This window comes from Pseudomonas sp. GW821-FHT03C07, assembly GCF_059420925.1.
The window spans coordinates 75,002-92,127 of the sequence record NZ_JBWKUQ010000012.1; the positions used below are offsets into that span (position 1 = coordinate 75,002).

Genomic DNA, 17,126 nt, shown 5'->3' on the forward strand with positions numbered 1-17,126 from the left:
GAGCTGCTGCAATGACCGATCAGAAGAAACCCGGTGTCGAGATGCGTCGTCAGGTCATGGGCGATGCCTTCGTCGATCGTGCCCTGGGCAATGCCAGCGAATTCAGCCAGCCGTTGCAGGACTTCGTCAACGAACATGCCTGGGGCAGTGTCTGGAATCGCGAAGGGTTGTCGTTGAAGACCCGCAGTCTGATTACCCTGGCGGCACTGACGGCACTCAAGTGTCCGCAGGAGCTGAAAGGTCATGTACGCGGCGCCCTGAACAATGGCTGCACGGTGGAAGAAATTCGTGAGGCGCTGCTGCATTGCGCGGTGTATGCCGGGGTACCGGCGGCTATCGATGCGTTCCGCGCGGCCCAGGAAGTGATTGACGCCTACCAGAAGGCCGATTGACGACCTGTAGGAGCCAGCTTGCTGGCGATGAGGCCAGCGCGCCTTGCATCGCCTGATCGGCCGCTATCGCCAGCAAGCTGGCGCCTACAGGGGGTCGGTGCCAGGCGTCAGATCCAGCCGCCCCACTGCAAAACAAAGATGCCGATGTTCGTCGTGATCGCCGCCATCAGGGTGGTGATCACGATAATCGCCGCCGCCAGCTCGTGATTGCCGTTGGCCGCCCGGGCCATGACGAAGCTGGCCGCGGCCGTCGGGCTGCCGAAGTAGAGAAACAGAATTCCCAATTCCGCCCCGCGAAAGCCGCAGAGCCAGGCACCCAGCGTCGACAGCAGGGGCATGCCGACCATCTTCACCAGGCTCGCGCTCAACGCCAGGTCGCCGCTTTTACGCAACGCCGCCAGGGACAAGGTGCCGCCAATGCAGATCAACGCCAGCGGCAGGGTCATCTGCGCCAGATAATTACCGGAGGTCTCCAGCCAGCCGGGCAAGCTGATCTGAAAATAGGCAAAGGGCGCCGCCACGATCACGCTGATGATCAGTGGATTACTCAGCACACTCTTGAAGATGCTCCAGGGATCGGACTTGATCACCGGACTGTAGACCGCCAGGACAATGGTCGACAGGGTGTTGTAGAACAGGATCACCAGGGCCGCGAGAATCGCCCCCAGGGAAATCCCGTAGGCGCCGTACATGCTCGCCGCCAGGGCCAGGCCGATCACCCCGTTATTGCCGCGAAAGGCACCCTGGGTATAGATCCCGCGATCGATCTCGGGGCAACGCCAGATCGCCCAACCCCAGGCGCCGGCAAAGCCCACCAGGGTGGCGACGGAGAAATACCCCAGGACCTTGGGCTGCAGCGCCGCATGCAGGTCGGCATGGAGGATGCCGAGAAACAGCAGCGCCGGCATGGTGACGTTGAACACCAGTGCCGAGGCCGTGTGGATAAAGCTGTCGTTGATCCAGCCCACGCGCTTGAGCGCCACGCCCAGGAACAACATGGCGAAGACGGGGGCGGTGATGGTCAAGATACCGAGAAAGATGGCCAGCATGCCCAGGGAACCCGTTGCCTGTCGTTAGGTGGCTAATGATACGGCAAAATCGCCCGTCTGCCCGTCCAAAGGTGCGCGATCGAGCGAAAGCCACGTGCTCAATCGAACTGCGCGCGCATCCAGGCCTGGTACGCGGCGACCTCGGCTTCGCCCTCGCGAGGTGCCCAGCTCGCCATCTCGCCCTCACCCACCGGGCGATACGGGCCGGCCTTGCACTCGAACATCACACTGTCGGCTTCCAGCACCACCAGGCCATGGAACACCCCGGCTGGCAGGTCGACACCCGGACAATCACCGCCGGCCTGCAAGACACGCTTGTCCAACAGCGACCCCGCCTCATCGAACACCAGCAGGCCCAGGCGCCCCTTGAGCACCAGCAAGGTTTCCGCCTTGTCGGCACTCAGGTGTCGGTGCGGGGCTATATAGGTACTGGGTTGCAAGCCGACAGCCAGGCGATGGCACGGCTCGTCCATCTGGTGAAAATTGTGATGAACCCGGCCACGGGGGCTCGCCGCGGCCTTATCGGCCAACTCAGCGAACAAACCGGCATCGAGAAAGCTTGGCGCGCCCATCCCTTACATCCCCTTGACGGCGTAGATGCCGGCGGCGTTGCGCCAGTAGCCCTTGTAATCCATGCCGTAGCCGAAGATATAGCGGTCGACGCACGGCAGGCCGACGTAGTCCGCCTTGAGGTCCGGACGGGCCTTGCGGTCGTGCTCCTTGTCGATCAATACGGCGGTGTGCACGCGGCGCGCCCCGGCGTGTGTGCAGAAATCGATGATCGCGCCCAGGGTGTGCCCTTCATCGAGGATGTCATCGATGATCAGCACATCGCGGTCAATAAACGAGACTTCCGGCTTGGCTTTCCAGAACAGTTCGCCGCCGCTGGTTTCGTTGCGGTAGCGGGTCGCGTGCAGGTACGAGGCTTCCAGCGGGAAGTCCAGGTGGGTCATCAGCTTGCCGCAGAAGATCAGGCCGCCGTTCATCACGCAGAACAGCACCGGGTTGCTCTCGGCCAGCTCGGCGTTGATCTGCGCGCCGACACGGGCGATGGCCGCTTCGACTTCGGCGTTGCTGTACAGGCAGTCGGCTTCGCGCATGACTTGACGGATATGCTCGAGATCAACGGACATGGCGCTCTCCAAAAGGCGGCTTGTGTAAGAAAAGCGGGCAAAGGTACGCACCCGGCGCGACCAGATCAAGGGTTTCTGGACTAACGTACTGCGGGTCTATAGGACAACAACTACGGATAGATTAATCTAAGCCGTTTTTTGCCCGCCGTCGGAGCCTATTCCCATGCCCATCCGTGAGATCCGCCACCCGTTGATCCGCCACAAGCTCGGCCTGATGCGCCGCGCTGACATTAGCACGAAGAACTTCCGTGAGCTCGCTCAGGAAGTCGGAGCGTTGCTGACCTACGAGGCGACCAAGGACCTGCCCCTGGAAACCTACGAAATCCAGGGCTGGTGCGGTACTGTCCAGGTCGAGAAGATCGCCGGCAAGAAGATTACCGTGGTGCCGATCCTGCGCGCCGGTATCGGCATGCTCGAAGGCGTACTCAGCCTGATCCCGGGCGCCAAGGTCAGCGCCGTGGGCGTGGCCCGCAACGAGGAAACCCTCGAAGCCCACACCTACCTGGAAAAACTGGTACCGGAAATCGACGAACGCCTGGCGATGATCATCGACCCGATGCTCGCCACCGGCGGTTCGATGGTCGCGACCATCGACCTGCTGAAGAAAGCCGGTTGCAAGGACATCCGTGCGATGGTCCTGGTGGCGGCGCCAGAGGGGATTGCTGCCGTTGAGAAAGCGCACCCGGACGTGACCATCTACACCGCCTCCATCGACGAAAAGCTCAACGAGCACGGCTATATCATTCCGGGCCTGGGCGATGCCGGTGACAAGATCTTCGGCACCAAGCAGAAGGACGCCTGACATGCAGGATGAGTTCAACGACCCGCTCTGGCGCACGGTACTGTCTGGCGCGCAAATGCTTTTCGTGGCCTTTGGCGCCCTGGTGTTGATGCCGCTGATTACCGGCCTCGACCCGAACGTCGCGCTGTTCACGGCGGGCCTGGGGACTCTGTTGTTCCAGGTGGTGACCGGGCGTCAGGTGCCGGTGTTCCTTGCTTCGAGCTTTGCCTTTATTACCCCGATCATCCTCGCCAAGGGCCAGTTCGGCCTGGCGGCGACCATGGGTGGGGTAATGGCGGCCGGCTTCGTCTACACCTTCCTCGGCCTGGCGGTGAAGATCAAGGGCACCGGTTTCATCGATCGGCTGCTGCCACCGGTGGTGATCGGCCCGGTGATCATCTCCATCGGCCTGGCCATGGCGCCGATTGCCGCGAACATGGCAATGGGCAAGGCCGGCGACGGCAGCGAACTGATTCATTACCAGACCGCCATGCTGATCTCGATGCCAGCGCTGCTGACCACCCTGATCGTGGCCGTGTTCGGCAAGGGCATTTTTCGCCTGGTGCCGATCATCTCCGGGGTCCTGGTCGGGTTTGCCATGTCGTTCTATTTCGGTGTGGTCGACACGGCGAAGATCGCCGCCGCCGCCTGGTTCGCCCTGCCGCACTTCACCGCACCGGCATTCAACTGGCAGGCGATCCTGTTCATTGTCCCGGTGGCGCTGGCGCCGGCCATCGAACATATCGGCGGGGTGATCGCGGTGGGCAGCGTGACCGGTCGCGACTACCTGAAGAAGCCGGGCCTGCACCGCACCTTGCTCGGTGACGGTATCGCCACCACGGCGGCCGGCCTGTTCGGTGGCCCGCCCAACACCACCTACGCCGAAGTGACCGGCGCGGTGATGCTGACCAAGAACTACAACCCAAAAATCATGACCTGGGCGGCGATCTTTGCCATCAGCCTGGCGTTTATCGGCAAGTTCGGTGCGTTGTTGCAGAGCATTCCGGTGCCGGTGATGGGTGGGATTCTTTGTCTGCTGTTCGGCTCGATTGCGGCGGTGGGGATGAACACCCTGATTCGCCACAAGATCGACCTGGGCGAGGCGCGCAATCTGGTGATTGTGTCGGTGACCCTGGTGTTCGGTATCGGCGGTGTGTTGGTGGGCACTGGCACCGGGCCGGATGACTTCGGCCTCAAGGGCATCGCGCTGTGCGCCGTGGTGGCGATTGCGCTGAACCTGCTGCTGCCGGGTAATGACGGTTGGAAAAACAAGAAGGCGGAGGAGCCGTTGTTGTAAGGCTATCCGCTGCTGTTGTGGGAGCCGGCTTGCCGGCGATGGTAGCGACGCGGTGTCCTGTCAGACCGCGTCGCCTGGATCGCCGGCAAGCCGGCTCCTACAGGATCGTGGCGTTTTCGAGATTTGCGTTTACAGGGCCAGCGGCGCCCGCTCGCACAAGGTGTTCAACGCCGTCGCCCATTGCGGCTCATCGTTCAAACACGGCACCAGCACCAACTCCGCGCCCCCCGCCGCGACAAACTGCTCGCGCCCGCGATCACCGATCTCCTCCAGCGTCTCGATGCAATCAGCGACAAACGCCGGGCACATCACCAGCAGCTTCTTCACCCCGGCCTTGGCCAGTTCATCCAACCGCGCCTCGGTATAGGGTTCGATCCACTTCGCCCGCCCCAACCGCGACTGGAACGACACCGACCACTGCCCGTCCGCCAGGCCAATGCGCTCGGCAAACGCCGCCGCCGTGCGCCGGCACTGGGCGCGGTAGCAGGTGGAGAGCAGCGCCGGCGAGGCATTCTTGCAGCAATCCACATCCTTGAAACAATGACTGCCGCTGGGGTCGAGCTTGGTCAGGTGGCGCTCCGGCAAGCCATGGAAACTCAGCAGCAAGTGATCAAATCCCTGGGCCAAATAAGGCTGGGCGCTGGTCACCAGGGCATCGAGGTATTCCGGCTGGTCGTAGAACGGCTGCAGGATGGCAAACGCCACGTCGAGCTTGCGCTCGCGCACCACCCGCCGGGCTTCTTCAATCACCGTGGTCACGGTGCTGTCGGCGAACTGCGGATACAGCGGCGCCAAGGTCACCCTGCGGATGCCTTGCTTGGCCAGGCGGGTCAGCACCGTCTCAAGCGACGGCTCGCCATAACGCATCGCCAGTTCCACCGGGCCCTGGGTCCACTGAGCGGTCATCTGCTGCTGCAAACGACGGCTGAGCACCACCAGCGGCGAGCCCTCCTCCCACCAGATCGAGGCGTAGGCATGCGCCGACTGCTCCGGGCGTTTGATCAGAATCAGCGACACCAGCAGGCGCCGGACCGGCCAGGGCAGATCGATCACATAGGGATCCATCAGGAATTGATTGAGGTAGCTGCGCACGTCCGCTACCGAAGTGGAAGCCGGAGAACCCAGGTTGACCAGAAGCAAAGCGTGATCGGTCATGCAACGTCCTATTTCAGAGGCGGCCCGAGAGATCGTCGAGGGCCGCTGGCAGATCGTTAAACTGAAAAACAAATCCCGCCGCCAACAACCGGGCCGGCGTCACGCGCTGGCCGCCGAGCAGCAACAGCGACAGTTCACCCAGGCCCAGGCGCAGGACAAAGGCCGGCAGCGGGATCAGCGCCGGGCGATGCAGGACCTTGCCCAACGCCTTGGCGAACGTCTTGTTGCGAACCGGCTTTGGCGCGCAGGCATTATAGGGACCCCGCGCATCACTGCGATGCAGAAGAAAATCAATCGCGGCGATTTGATCGCGCACATGAATCCACGGCATCCACTGCCGACCGTTGCCGATCGGGCCGCCCAGCCCCAGTTTGAACGGCAGCAGCAGGCGCGACAAAAAGCCGCCCTCGGCCGCCAGCACCAGGCCGGTTCGCACCAGCACCACGCGAATCCCCAGGGCCTCGGCGCGCTGCGCGGTTTCTTCCCAGGCAATCGACAGGCGACTGGCGAAATCCTCGCTGACCGGCGGCGAATCCTCGGTCAGTTCACGCTCACCACCATCGCCGTACCAGCCGACCGCCGAACCGGAAATCAATACCGCGGGACGCTGCTCGCGACCTTCCAGCCAGGCCAGTAGGGTTTCCGTCAGCTGGATCCGACTGCTCCAGAGCAAGGCCTTGCGCCTGTGGCTCCAGAGCCGGTCGGCAATCGGCGCGCCGGCCAGGTTGATCACCGCGTCCAGCGGCTCGCCGGCCAATTCCTCGAGATGCCGCACACCACGCACCTTCGCGCCGCACAAACGCGCCACCTGCTCCGGCCGACGACTCCAGACAGTCAGGCGATGCCCCTGCGTCAACCAGTAATCACACAGTTGACGTCCGATCAAACCAGTACCGCCGGTCAGCAATATGTGCATGAGTGCGTCCTCGCGTAACGTTTTGTCGAGAGCGTTAGTCTATTTTTAAAACAGGGCTCTTTTCTCACGACAGAAATGTGTTTTAACAATAGGACAGTGTGAACCGACAGGCAGGTCGCAACCTATACCAAAAAACAAGATTGTACAGGTTTTGCTGACGGCGTAGTCTGTGCTGACAGGTAACGAGGCCCACCCATGACTGTACCTATCGCAATAATCGGAGCCGGCATCGCCGGGCTCTCGGCCGCCCGGACATTGCACGACGCCGGGTATTCCATCGAAATCTTCGACAAGAGTCGCGGCAGCGGTGGGCGCATGTCCAGCAAGCGCAGCGATGCCGGTGCACTGGATCTGGGTGCGCAGTACTTCACCGCCCGCGACCGTCGCTTCGTCAAGGAAGTCCAACGCTGGCAGGGTGAGGGCTGGGTTGCCGAATGGGACCCGCAGCTCTACAACTTCCAGAACGGCCAGTTGAGCCTGTCGCCGGACGAGCAGACCCGCTGGGTCGGCACGCCGCGCATGAGCGCGATTACCCGCGGCTTGCTCGGCCACCTCCAGGCGCATTTCAGCTGCCGGATCACCGAGGTGTTCCGCGGCGAACAGCATTGGCACCTGCAGGATGCCGAAGGCTACACCCACGGTCCGTTCAGCCAGGTAATCATTGCCACCCCCGCGCCCCAGGCCACCGCGCTGCTGGCCGCCGCGCCGAAACTCGCCGGGGCCGCCGCCAGCGTGCAGATGGAGCCGACCTGGGCCATCGCCCTGGCCTTCGACACGCCGCTGGAGACGCCGATGGAAGGCTGCTTCGTGCAGGACAGCCCGCTCGACTGGCTGGCCCGCAACCGCAGCAAGCCGGAGCGCGACAACCAGCTCGACACCTGGGTCCTGCACGCCACCAGCACCTGGAGCAAGCAGCACCTGGACCTGCCCAAGGAGGCCGTGATCGAGCAGTTGCACGGCGCCTTCGCCGAGCTGCTGCACGCCAGCATGCCGGCCCCGGTCTTCACCCTCGCCCACCGCTGGCTCTATGCCCGTCCGGCCGGCGCACGGGAATGGGGGGCGCTGGCCGACGCCGACCTGGGCCTGTACGTGTGTGGCGACTGGTGCCTGTCCGGGCGCGTCGAAGGCGCCTGGCTCAGCGGTCAGGAAGCCGCCCGGCGCTTGATGGAACACCTGGGTTGAAACGCATCAACCCGTGCAAGCTGCTGCTGTCGAAATGGACGGCAGCCCGCCCCCAGAACCGGGAAAAACATTTCCTGGTCACCGAACTGTTTCGCGATGAACAAGGCACTGTGCTCGAAGTCGAGCTGCAAGCGGTGATGAGTCAACGCAACCAACGTCTGAGTTGGACCCAACTGAAAGATACCGCGACCTGGCAGATGGGTTGGCGATAAGCGCAGCCAAATCCTGTACAAATAATTTGACTTGTACAACATAGAACCTATGATGAAACTTAGTTGTACAAGAACACTTTCCTGTACAAGTATTTCTTCTGGAGGTTCTCCATGCCTTTCACCCGCGAGTTGCCGTGCAAACCCAGAATCGCCGTCAGCGCCTGCCTGATGGGTATCGAGGCGGAAGAAGACTGCCGGCTGGACAATGCGGTTCTGCGGGAAAATTTCCTGACCCGGGTCGTCGCCTACACGGCCTGGCAGGTGCTGCGCCAAGCCGGCCTCACGCGACGCGCTCTGACCGAGTTCCACGCCCGCTACAAATACCTGCTGATGGCCCATGACCCGTTGCAGTACAAGGTGCTCGGCCAGTTGCTGGGGAACATGGGCAACGGTGATGCGCACACCGTCGGCCCGCGTTATTTCAGCCAGTTGATGGCGGCCCTGAAAAAATGCGCGACCCGCCGCACCCATACCAATGTCCTGCAACACCTCAGCGGCTACCTGAAGCGGAGCCTGAGCAGCGCGGACAAACAGGAAATGCTCCAGCTCATCAGCCAGTACCGCCAAGGCATCGTGCCACTGGTGGTGCCGCTGACCCTGCTCAAGCAACACTTCCGTCAACACCCTGATCCCTACATCGCCCGCCAGGTATACCTGCAACCGCACCCGGAAAACCTCAGTCTGCGTCATGCCCTCTGACATGAGCGACGCCCCTGAAGCGCCCGTCGACTACGCCAGCGCCCTGGAACAGGGCTGGTTGCCCATTCGCGAAGTGGCCCGGCAAACCGGCGTCAACGCCGTGACCCTGCGGGCCTGGGAACGTCGCTATGGCCTGGTGGTGCCGCACCGGACCGCCAAGGGCCATCGGTTGTTTGGTGCCGAGCACGTGCAACGGATCCAGGCCATCGTCACCTGGCTCAATCGCGGGGTCGCGGTCAGCCAGATCAAGCAACTGCTCGATAGCGGCCCGGCACTGGCCGAACCGCCCGCCAACGACTGGCAGGCCTTGCGCCAAGACCTGGTCCAGGCCATCAGCCAATTGGCCGAGCGCCAGGTCGATGACCGTTTCAACCAGGCCATGTCGTTATACCCGCCGCGCACCTTGTGCGAGCAATTGCTGCTGCCACTGCTGGCGGAACTCGAGCAACGCTGGCGGGGCTCGTTCGGCGGGCAGATGGAGCGAACGTTCTTCTACACCTGGCTGCGCAGCAAGCTGGGCGCGCGGGTCTATCACAATAACCGGCAACTCAAGGGCGCACCGATCTTGCTGGTCAACCATTCGGATCTGCCCATGGAGCCGCACCTGTGGCTGACCGCCTGGCTGGTGAGCAGCGCCAACTGCCCGGTGGAAGTCTTCGATTGGCCCTTGCCGCCCAACGAACTGGCGCTGGCCACCGAGCACCTCAAAAGCCGCGCGGTGCTGCTGTATTCGAGCAAGGCCATGAGCCTGGCGGCCCTGCCGAAGCTGCTGGGGGGTATCCACTGTCCGATCCTGATTGCCGGACCCACGGTGTGCATCCATTTCGCCGAGTTGTCCGTAAGCCCCCAGAAGCGCGCTGACATGACCCTGGCCGAAGACCCGTTGTCCGCGTACCAGAGCCTGACCCGGCTCGGACTGATCTAGCGCCCTCGCCCATGACACAAGGAATGGCTATGCAACTGCTCTGGCTGCGCAGCGATCTGCGCCAGCATGACAACACCGCCCTGGCCGCTGCCGCCGGGCAAGGACCGACGGTCGCCGTTTACCTGATAACGCCCGGGCAATGGCGGCGGCATGACGATGCGGCGTGCAAGGTCGACTTCTGGCTGCGTAACCTGCAGGCCCTGAGCAAGGCCCTGGCGACGCTGAATATCCCGCTGTTGATTCGCCATGCCCCAACCTGGGAGCGGGTGCCCGAGGTGCTGGGCAACCTGTGCCAGTCGCTGAAGATCGCCGCCGTGCACGTCAACGAAGAATATGGCGTTCACGAAAGCCGCCGCGATCAAGCCGTGGCGCGCACCCTTGAAGCGCAGGGCGTGAACTTCCACAGCCACCTGGATCAGCTGTTCTTCAAGCCCGGCAGCGTACTGACCCGTAACGGCACCTACTTCCAGGTTTTCAGCCAGTTCCGCAAGGTCTGCTACAGCCGCCTGCACAGTGCCTTGCCGCGCCTGATCAATACGCCCAGGGCCCAGGCAGCGCTGGCGCTCGAAGCCGATCCGGTGCCCTGCGAGGTTGAAGGGTTCGTCCCCCCCAGCCAGACCCTGCGCGACCTCTGGCCCGCCGGCGAGGACGAGGCCCGGCGACGCCTGACAACCTTCGCCGAGCAGCAGATCGACGATTACCAGAGCGAACGGGATTTCCCGGCCAAACCCGGTACCAGCCAACTCTCCGCCTACCTCGCCGCCGGCGTGATCTCGCCCCGCCAGTGCCTGCACGCAGCCCTGCAAGGCAATCAGGGCGAGTTCGACAGCGGCAGTCCCGGCGCCATCACCTGGATCAACGAACTGCTCTGGCGCGAGTTCTACAAACACATCCTGGTCGGCTATCCGCGGGTCTCGAAGCAGCGCGCCTTCCGCCCGGAAACCGAAGCCCTGGCCTGGCGCCAGGCCCCGGAAGAACTGGCGGCCTGGCAGGAGGCGCGCACCGGCCTGCCAATCATCGATGCGGCCATGCGCCAATTGCTCGAAACCGGCTGGATGCACAACCGCCTGCGGATGGTGGTGGCGATGTTCCTGACCAAGAACCTGCTGATCGACTGGCGCGAAGGCGAACGCTTCTTCATGCGCCACCTGATCGACGGCGATCTGGCGGCCAACAATGGCGGCTGGCAATGGAGCGCCTCCACCGGCACCGATGCGGCGCCCTACTTCCGGATTTTCAACCCGCTGAGCCAATCGGAAAAATTCGACCGCGACGGGCTGTTTATCAAGCGCTGGCTACCGGAACTGGCCGGCCTGAACAAAAAGGCTGTGCATAACCCGGCGACACTCGGCGACCTGTTCGGCCTGGCGAGTTATCCACAGCCCATGGTCGATCTGGGCCACAGTCGCGAGCGCGCCCTCGCCGCCTTCAGGCAGCTGCCACAACGACTGGAAACTGGAGGTGTCTATGAGTGAGTTCCTGCAAACTATCGTCCGGATGTACGCCGCCGGTGATCGGCAATACAACTTTCACGGACTGGATCACGTTCGTGAAGGCCAGGTGTATCAGCGCCGATACATGAGCTATCGTCATCCATGACTGGCCAAGGGACGGTCTGATTGAAAAGGAGACTGGGATGCGCATTACACCTCCACGACGTGTCTGGCTCACGGGTGCCAGCAGTGGCATCGGCGCGGCCATCGCCGAAGTCCTGCTCAAGACCGGTGTCCACCTGGCCGTCAGTGCCCGCAGCCTCGAACCGCTGCAAGCCCTCGAAAAACGTTACCCCGAACAGCTCCTGCAGGTGCCCGGCGACCTCACCGACAGCCAGCAAGTCCGCGAAATCGGCGAGCGCATCAGCCAGGTCTGGGGCTCCCTGGACACGGTGATTCTCAACGCCGGCACCTGTGAGTATGTCGATGCCCAGGCCTTTGATGCTTCGATCATCGAGCGGGTGGTGCGGACCAACCTGCTGGCCAGCAGCTACTGCATCGAAGCCGCCTTGCCGCTACTGCGCACCGGCCACCAGCCGCACCTGGTGGGCCTTGCCAGTTCGGTCACCTTCCTGCCGCTGCCACGGGCCGAAGCCTACGGCGCGTCAAAGGCCGGAATGCGCTATCTGTTCGAATCCCTGCGCGTCGACCTGGCCCACGAAGGCATCGCCGTGACCGTGGTCAGCCCCGGTTTCGTCGATACCCCGCTGCCCCGGAAAAACGACTTTCCCATGCCGTTGCGCTGGTCGGCCGAGCAAGCCGCCGAGCATATCTGCGAAAAGCTCAGGCAGCGGCCCCTGGAAATTGCCTTTCCGGCGCTGTTCATGAGCGGGCTCTGGCCTCTCTCGCGCCAGCCCAAACAGCAGCAACTGGCCATCAGCCAACGCAAGGCCCGCGATTCCGCCCCATACAAAGACCCGCCATGAAACTTGAGCCGGCAGGGCCGCATCCTCGCGAAAGGCGCGGGTGTCCAGCACCCGCTACAGTCGTTTCAGTTGCTCGACCAAGGCCGTCTCCACATCGGCGGCGTTGAAAAAGAATTTACGGGCCATAGGCAGACTGATCGCACTGCGCCAGATATCCACAGCCGCCTGCGCGCGGCCCGGCCGCCCTCTGCGGATCAGCTCGAAACGCTCACTTTCGGCGCGCGTCTGATCCTTGGGACCGAGAAAGCGCTCCTTGCGGGTTTTCAGGTGAGCCGCCCCGAGTTCAAAGCCATCATCGAAGGTGGCCAGGCTCTCGTAATGGAAATGGGCCACCCAGAGCAGGGCGCTCTTCTTGCCCGAAGCCGCCTTGTCGAGGATCAGGTATTCCTGCAGGTAGCCACCAGAGCCGAGCAGGCTACGCGGCCCGTTCTTCCTGATATCGATAGCGCCCTGGCGCTGGAGAAAGTCGACCCGGGCCATGTCCGGCAGGCTGGCCTTGGTCGCCTCGACCCGGATCAGCAACCCTTCATTGACCAACTCCAGGGCCAACGCGCGCAGCTTGCCCACTTGAGTCTGGCCGCTGGCCTTGTCGACCGCGGCCTCGACAGACGCCAGGCGTTCTTCGAGTTGATTGGCCAGGCGCTCGAGTTTTTTTGACTCGCCTTCCAGCACATCCTGAAGAAACACCGGGTCACGGATCGGCTGCTGCAACCGCGCGGCCTTATCGAGGGCCTTGGCCAGTTCGGCGCGGGCATCGCGCAACTCCCGATGGGCCGCCAGCCTCTGCGTATCCGCCTCCGCGAGCAGGCGCTTGATCCCGATCGGTGGCTTGGCGGCGGCCGGTGGCGGTGTCGGCTCGGGCGCCTTGATCTCCTCCCAGTAAGTCCCTTCGGCGCTTTCCTGGAACAACAGGGTTTCATCGTCGCCAACGATCTCAACGATTTCCTTCGTCTGACCGGCGGTCGTCGGCCTGACCTTCCCCAGGTAGAGCCCACCCCTGGAACCACGGGTCTGGATCAGGCCGGGGGTTGTCTCGAATTCTTCCTGTACGGCAATGTCACTGGCCTGCTCATCGAGCATTTCGCCAAGGGCCTCCAGGGCCTCGTCGCGCAGTTGCCCGATCAGTTCGCCCAGGCGCTCGGTATAGACCAGGGCCCTCTCCGCCGGCTGCTGCTGCCGCCAGAATTCGATGATCTGCAAACTCGACTCATAATTTTCGATACAGGTATTGAGCACGCGGCGGCGGCGTCTCGCGGAGATATCCATGTCCAGTTCGAGATTGACCCGCGAGCGGCTGGCCATGGCCGCCTCCTGGGTCTTCTCCCGCAACGCGGGATAGGTCCGCTCGCCGCGCTCCAACTCGTGGATACTCAACCAGCGCAAGGTATGCAATTGTGACGACTGCGTATCCAGCACGGTCCGGGCGCCCCGCGTATCGGCGTTGATCTTGTCGCGAACCTTGGCCCCCAGGCCCGGATACTCCTCCAACCGGGCGTCAACCAGCTTTTCCTGCCGATGCCAGCCCAGCATCTCATCATTGACCTTGACCTTCTTTACATGATGCGCCAGAAGGCGCTCATACAACGCCGAACCCGGCCCGGCATTGGTCGCCCACGCCCGGGCATGCTCTTCAGCCGAAAGCTTGCCCTCCTCACGAACCCTGACCAGCACATCGACGAACTCGCGACAGCCGCCAAGCTGAACCCCGAGGAATGCGCACACGGCGTCCTTCCACTTATCCACCGGCTTGAGCCTGGCCTGGTCTTCGCGCAGGGCGATGCTCTGCCCGGTCAGGTCGAAGGCCTTTCGCGCCTCCTCGATAAACCGCTGTCGGGCTTCGCTGCGTATCGCTTGGGAGTAATCCCCGGCCTCTTTGCGTTGCAGGTCGAGCCGGGCCAGGGAAGCCCTGCGCATCGCCAGCTTGCCATCGGTTTCGATGACCCTGTGCCGTTCGTCCAACGCCTTGGCGGCCGCGGCTTTTTTTGCCTGCATCTGCTTGATCGTCTCGCGCCCGCCGCGTCCCGAGCCGCCACGCAGGCGCAGCCTCAGATCCGGCAGCCAGCGGCCTTCGCCGACGTGCTTCAAATAGAAACCTTGTTCCAGGCCGTCGGGCGAGATCACTCGCACACCGCCCTCGCCATCGCTGACCACGGCAAACACCCAGCCTCCTATGCGCGCCGCCAGTTGGTTGCCCTCCTTCAAGCGGATCAGCCCCTGATACTCACCGGAAGCAATCACTTCGCCCAAGGCCTGCCAGTCAATCGAGGACAGCGAATAGCGCTTCATCGCCCAATCGACGATGCTCCTGCGCGAGGACGTCTCGCCTGGCGCCACCGGGTTTTCAAGATTCATCGGTATCGGCTTGTCCGGCCCTTCGCTGATCGTCGCCCGGGTCCGTGCACGGTAGCCCTCGTGTATCGGAATCCTGCGCGGGACTTCGACGGGGGCCTGGAGATGGCTCAGTCGATGCCCCAGGATAAACGCTATATTGACCAGGATATCGGCCCAACCGCTGGCCTTCGCACCGGGATCCTTTTCCTGCAGGCGGCGCAAATCGGCCTCGAGACTGGCGACCACGGCGAAGATCCAGCCGGCCACCGCCGCCGGCCCGCGGATAAACATCAGGACCACGTTGAACAACTGCCAGCCGCCCTCCTTCAGGGTCGCCCAGCGCAGCTCGGCGTTGGAAACCGACTGCCGATCCGCCAGGGCGATCAGGGTCCTGGCCGTCGAGACGAACAAGTGATGCAGATAGTCGCCCCGCACCCAATCCTCGCCAAGCGTGGCCGGGGCCACCGGCAACAACGCGGCGAAATCATCTTCGAACGAGCGAACCCGATGTGGTTCGATAAAACCGCCATTGGCATAGGTACGGCGGGCCTGGTCGCTCATCCAGGTCAGGACACTGTCCTGCAACGGGCCGAGTGGCTTGATTGCCTCGAACAGGGCGTTGAAGCTCGGATATTGTCGCAGTGTCTCGACCGCGGGCGTCGGCCGCGCATCCTCGTCGCGCGGGCAGAAGGTCCGGTCCGGCGCGGCCTGCAACGCCTGGAAGGCCGACTCCCGCGGCCTGGCCTTGGCGAGCAGCGGCCGATAGAGGATCACCGGACCGTGGCGGCTATCCTTCGGCCCGATCAGGAACATCGACGCCACGACATCGGCCGGCGCATCGGCCTCGGACTTGAAGGCCAGGGGGCGCAGGACAATCTGTTGTCCGTCCACCCACTGCCTGGCGGCCTCGGCCTGCATCACGGCCTCGACATAACGATACCCCGTTTCATCGAAGTCCGCTTCGCCGCGGATCTTCAATTCCAGTGCCTGCATGGGCAACTGGACCCGCAGTTGCTCGCTGAACAGTTTTTCCCGAGCGTGCGCCTCGTCGGCATCGTCGATGAGCTTGGACTTGAGCTGTTCCAGGTAGGTACGGCCGATGTCGACGGCGCTGACCAGGCCCTTGAGGTAGTCCGGGGTCATCCAGGCGGGCACCGGCGCTTCGAGGGCGCAACGACGGATACTGATCCGCATCTTCACATGCCGGAAGCCGCCGAGATTCTCCAGGGCCAATTCGGTCAGGCTCATGCGGACCGTCTCGACACTCCCCAGCGCGCCACCGCCCGCGGCGACGGCGGGCACCGCGACGGTCTTGTCGAGTTCCAGATGAATATCATCGGGATCGGCAATCCCGAGGACTTGCGGATGATCCTCGCGCATTTTCTTCAGCAGCGTCCTGGCGGCGAAGCCCGGCAGGTCGCCGACACCGTCGAGAAACGCCTTGCCGCCCGAGGCACGTTGCACCTCGGCGAGTTTTTCCAGCAGGGCGCGATAGGCCGTTATGTCTTCGGCGCGGGCCCCCAGCAGCCAATACGGCAGGGCATCGCGCAGCGCGGCCAGTTCCTCGGGCAGTTCGAGCACCGCATGGGGCTGCTTTGCCACGGGCGCGAAAAACCAGCGATCGGGGCGAATGATCGCATCGAGCCGGCGCTGGTAGTCCTCGACCGTCCACTGGGGATCGCGTCCGATCAGAGCGATCTCCTGGAGCTGATTGTCGAGCAAGGCCTCGCCGAGGCTGGCCACGGTCCGTTCCAATAGCTCGGGCGGATCGTCCTGCTTCCAGAGCAGGTGCTCGCGATACTCGATATCGCGGCCGTTGGCCCGGGCACTCATGAACAACGGCACCAACTGTCCGAGGTCCGTGGAGTCTGCCCTGAACAGTCCCCAGGACAGACTGAACACCAGGGGCATCTGCTCGATGCCGTGTTCCTTGCGCCGGGCGATCAGCAGCGGCAGGGCCTCGGGCCCTCCCCCGCCCCAGCGGTCCTTGCTCACGGCACGCATACCGTAAAGGGCGAACTGCCTGTCGGGCTTTTCCAGATCAACCGTCAGGAAGTCACGATAGTGTTCACTGCCGACCATCAGAATCCGCGTCAGCATCGCGCAGAGACGCAGAATGCGGCTGTTGCCTTGCGGGTCCTCTTCGTTCCAGTAGTCGACCAAGGCCTGCTTGAAGAGCTCAAGAAGGACCTCGCCCCACTCTCTGATCATGATCTGGGTCGCCGCCGCATCCACCAGATATCGGTGCCAGGTACCAGGCACGTCGCGGCGGATTTCCAATACGTGCTCAGTGCTGAAAACCGGCGCGACACCCGTGGTGAAATGCTTGAGCACGAGGTCGATCAAGGCGTTGTATTGGTAACCGGAAAATACCCTTTCGCCCTCATGCACCGACCATCGAGGTTCTCCGACAACCAGGTGCGAAGCGTTGCGCTGAGGTTCCCAACGAGTAAAAAAGCGTTCCTGAATGTTCGACAAAGCCACGCCGCGCAACGTCGGCGGGTCGGCGAAAAGCGCCTTGACCGCGTCGATCGACTGCTCAAGCGATAGGCGCGGCGAGGTGATTGCATCCTTCATGTCTGACTCCCTTCAAATCGGAAAATGAGCCTGGGCTCGACCGCCGTCGGTCAGGACC

At 63.2% G+C, this 17,126-nt stretch carries 15 protein-coding genes and 1 pseudogene; 10 read left to right on the forward strand and 6 right to left on the reverse strand.

The window, feature by feature from the left end; translation table 11 throughout:
• Window positions 1-11 precede the first annotated feature (11 nt).
• The gene (locus AC07VG_RS21895; RefSeq protein WP_495001143.1) at window positions 12-392 is read left to right on the forward strand and encodes a carboxymuconolactone decarboxylase family protein; all 381 of its coding nucleotides are present in this window, start codon (window positions 12-14) and stop codon (window positions 390-392) included.
• 107 nt (window positions 393-499) lie between these two features.
• Here the strand turns inward: AC07VG_RS21895 and AC07VG_RS21900 are convergent, their stop codons facing one another.
• The 3 genes from AC07VG_RS21900 to AC07VG_RS21910 form a co-directional block, all read right to left on the reverse strand.
• Complete coding sequence (locus AC07VG_RS21900; RefSeq protein WP_495001144.1) at window positions 500-1,441, reverse strand: AEC family transporter; 942 nt, start codon at window positions 1,439-1,441, stop codon at window positions 500-502.
• A gap of 98 nt (window positions 1,442-1,539) precedes the next feature.
• Window positions 1,540-2,013 (reverse strand): WbuC family cupin fold metalloprotein, encoded by a 474-nt coding sequence (locus AC07VG_RS21905; protein ID WP_495001145.1) that lies wholly within the window; start codon window positions 2,011-2,013, stop codon window positions 1,540-1,542.
• A gap of 3 nt (window positions 2,014-2,016) precedes the next feature.
• Entirely contained in the window at window positions 2,017-2,574 is a 558-nt protein-coding gene (locus AC07VG_RS21910) for a hypoxanthine-guanine phosphoribosyltransferase (RefSeq protein WP_495001146.1), read from the reverse strand.
• 163 nt (window positions 2,575-2,737) lie between these two features.
• On the opposite strand from AC07VG_RS21910, the gene upp reads away from it, so the two are divergent.
• Both upp and AC07VG_RS21920 read left to right on the forward strand, forming a co-directional pair.
• Window positions 2,738-3,376, forward strand: coding sequence for a uracil phosphoribosyltransferase (upp, locus tag AC07VG_RS21915; protein ID WP_495001147.1), 639 nt, complete (start codon window positions 2,738-2,740; stop codon window positions 3,374-3,376).
• 1 nt (window position 3,377) lies between these two features.
• Window positions 3,378-4,652 (forward strand): uracil-xanthine permease family protein, encoded by a 1,275-nt coding sequence (locus AC07VG_RS21920; RefSeq protein ID WP_495001148.1) that lies wholly within the window; start codon window positions 3,378-3,380, stop codon window positions 4,650-4,652.
• 129 nt (window positions 4,653-4,781) lie between these two features.
• Here the strand turns inward: AC07VG_RS21920 and hemH are convergent, their stop codons facing one another.
• Complete coding sequence (gene hemH / locus AC07VG_RS21925; RefSeq protein WP_495021866.1) at window positions 4,782-5,807, reverse strand: ferrochelatase; 1,026 nt, start codon at window positions 5,805-5,807, stop codon at window positions 4,782-4,784.
• Window positions 5,808-5,820: 13 nt separating this feature from the next.
• Window positions 5,821-6,723 (reverse strand): TIGR01777 family oxidoreductase, encoded by a 903-nt coding sequence (locus tag AC07VG_RS21930; RefSeq protein ID WP_495001150.1) that lies wholly within the window; start codon window positions 6,721-6,723, stop codon window positions 5,821-5,823.
• A 195-nt stretch (window positions 6,724-6,918) separates the two neighbouring features.
• On the opposite strand from AC07VG_RS21930, the gene AC07VG_RS21935 reads away from it, so the two are divergent.
• The 7 genes and pseudogenes from AC07VG_RS21935 to AC07VG_RS21965 all read left to right on the forward strand — a co-directional run bounded on the left by AC07VG_RS21935 (window position 6,919) and on the right by AC07VG_RS21965 (window position 12,160).
• A complete protein-coding gene (locus AC07VG_RS21935; protein WP_495001151.1) occupies window positions 6,919-7,905 on the forward strand; it encodes an NAD(P)/FAD-dependent oxidoreductase in 987 nt (328 codons plus the stop codon).
• Complete coding sequence (locus AC07VG_RS21940) at window positions 7,902-8,117, forward strand: TIGR02450 family Trp-rich protein (RefSeq protein WP_495001152.1); 216 nt, start codon at window positions 7,902-7,904, stop codon at window positions 8,115-8,117. Before AC07VG_RS21935 ends, AC07VG_RS21940 begins: the two co-directional genes overlap by 4 nt.
• A 174-nt stretch (window positions 8,118-8,291) precedes the next feature.
• Window positions 8,292-8,816 (forward strand): annotated as a pseudogene (locus tag AC07VG_RS21945) (YbgA family protein); the annotation flags it as partial.
• A 1-nt stretch (window position 8,817) separates the two neighbouring features.
• The gene (locus AC07VG_RS21950) at window positions 8,818-9,741 is read left to right on the forward strand and encodes a MerR family transcriptional regulator (RefSeq protein WP_495001153.1); all 924 of its coding nucleotides are present in this window, start codon (window positions 8,818-8,820) and stop codon (window positions 9,739-9,741) included.
• A gap of 29 nt (window positions 9,742-9,770) precedes the next feature.
• On the forward strand, window positions 9,771-11,216 hold the full coding sequence (phrB, locus tag AC07VG_RS21955; protein ID WP_495021867.1) for a deoxyribodipyrimidine photo-lyase: 1,446 nt from the start codon (window positions 9,771-9,773) through the stop codon (window positions 11,214-11,216).
• Complete coding sequence (locus tag AC07VG_RS21960; RefSeq protein ID WP_495021868.1) at window positions 11,209-11,340, forward strand: hypothetical protein; 132 nt, start codon at window positions 11,209-11,211, stop codon at window positions 11,338-11,340. The genes phrB and AC07VG_RS21960 overlap by 8 nt, the downstream gene beginning before the upstream one ends.
• A 37-nt stretch (window positions 11,341-11,377) precedes the next feature.
• Window positions 11,378-12,160, forward strand: coding sequence for an SDR family NAD(P)-dependent oxidoreductase (locus AC07VG_RS21965; RefSeq protein ID WP_495021869.1), 783 nt, complete (start codon window positions 11,378-11,380; stop codon window positions 12,158-12,160).
• A gap of 54 nt (window positions 12,161-12,214) precedes the next feature.
• Here the strand turns inward: AC07VG_RS21965 and AC07VG_RS21970 are convergent, their stop codons facing one another.
• Entirely contained in the window at window positions 12,215-17,068 is a 4,854-nt protein-coding gene (locus AC07VG_RS21970) for a dermonecrotic toxin domain-containing protein (protein ID WP_495021870.1), read from the reverse strand.
• Window positions 17,069-17,126: the final 58 nt, after the last annotated feature.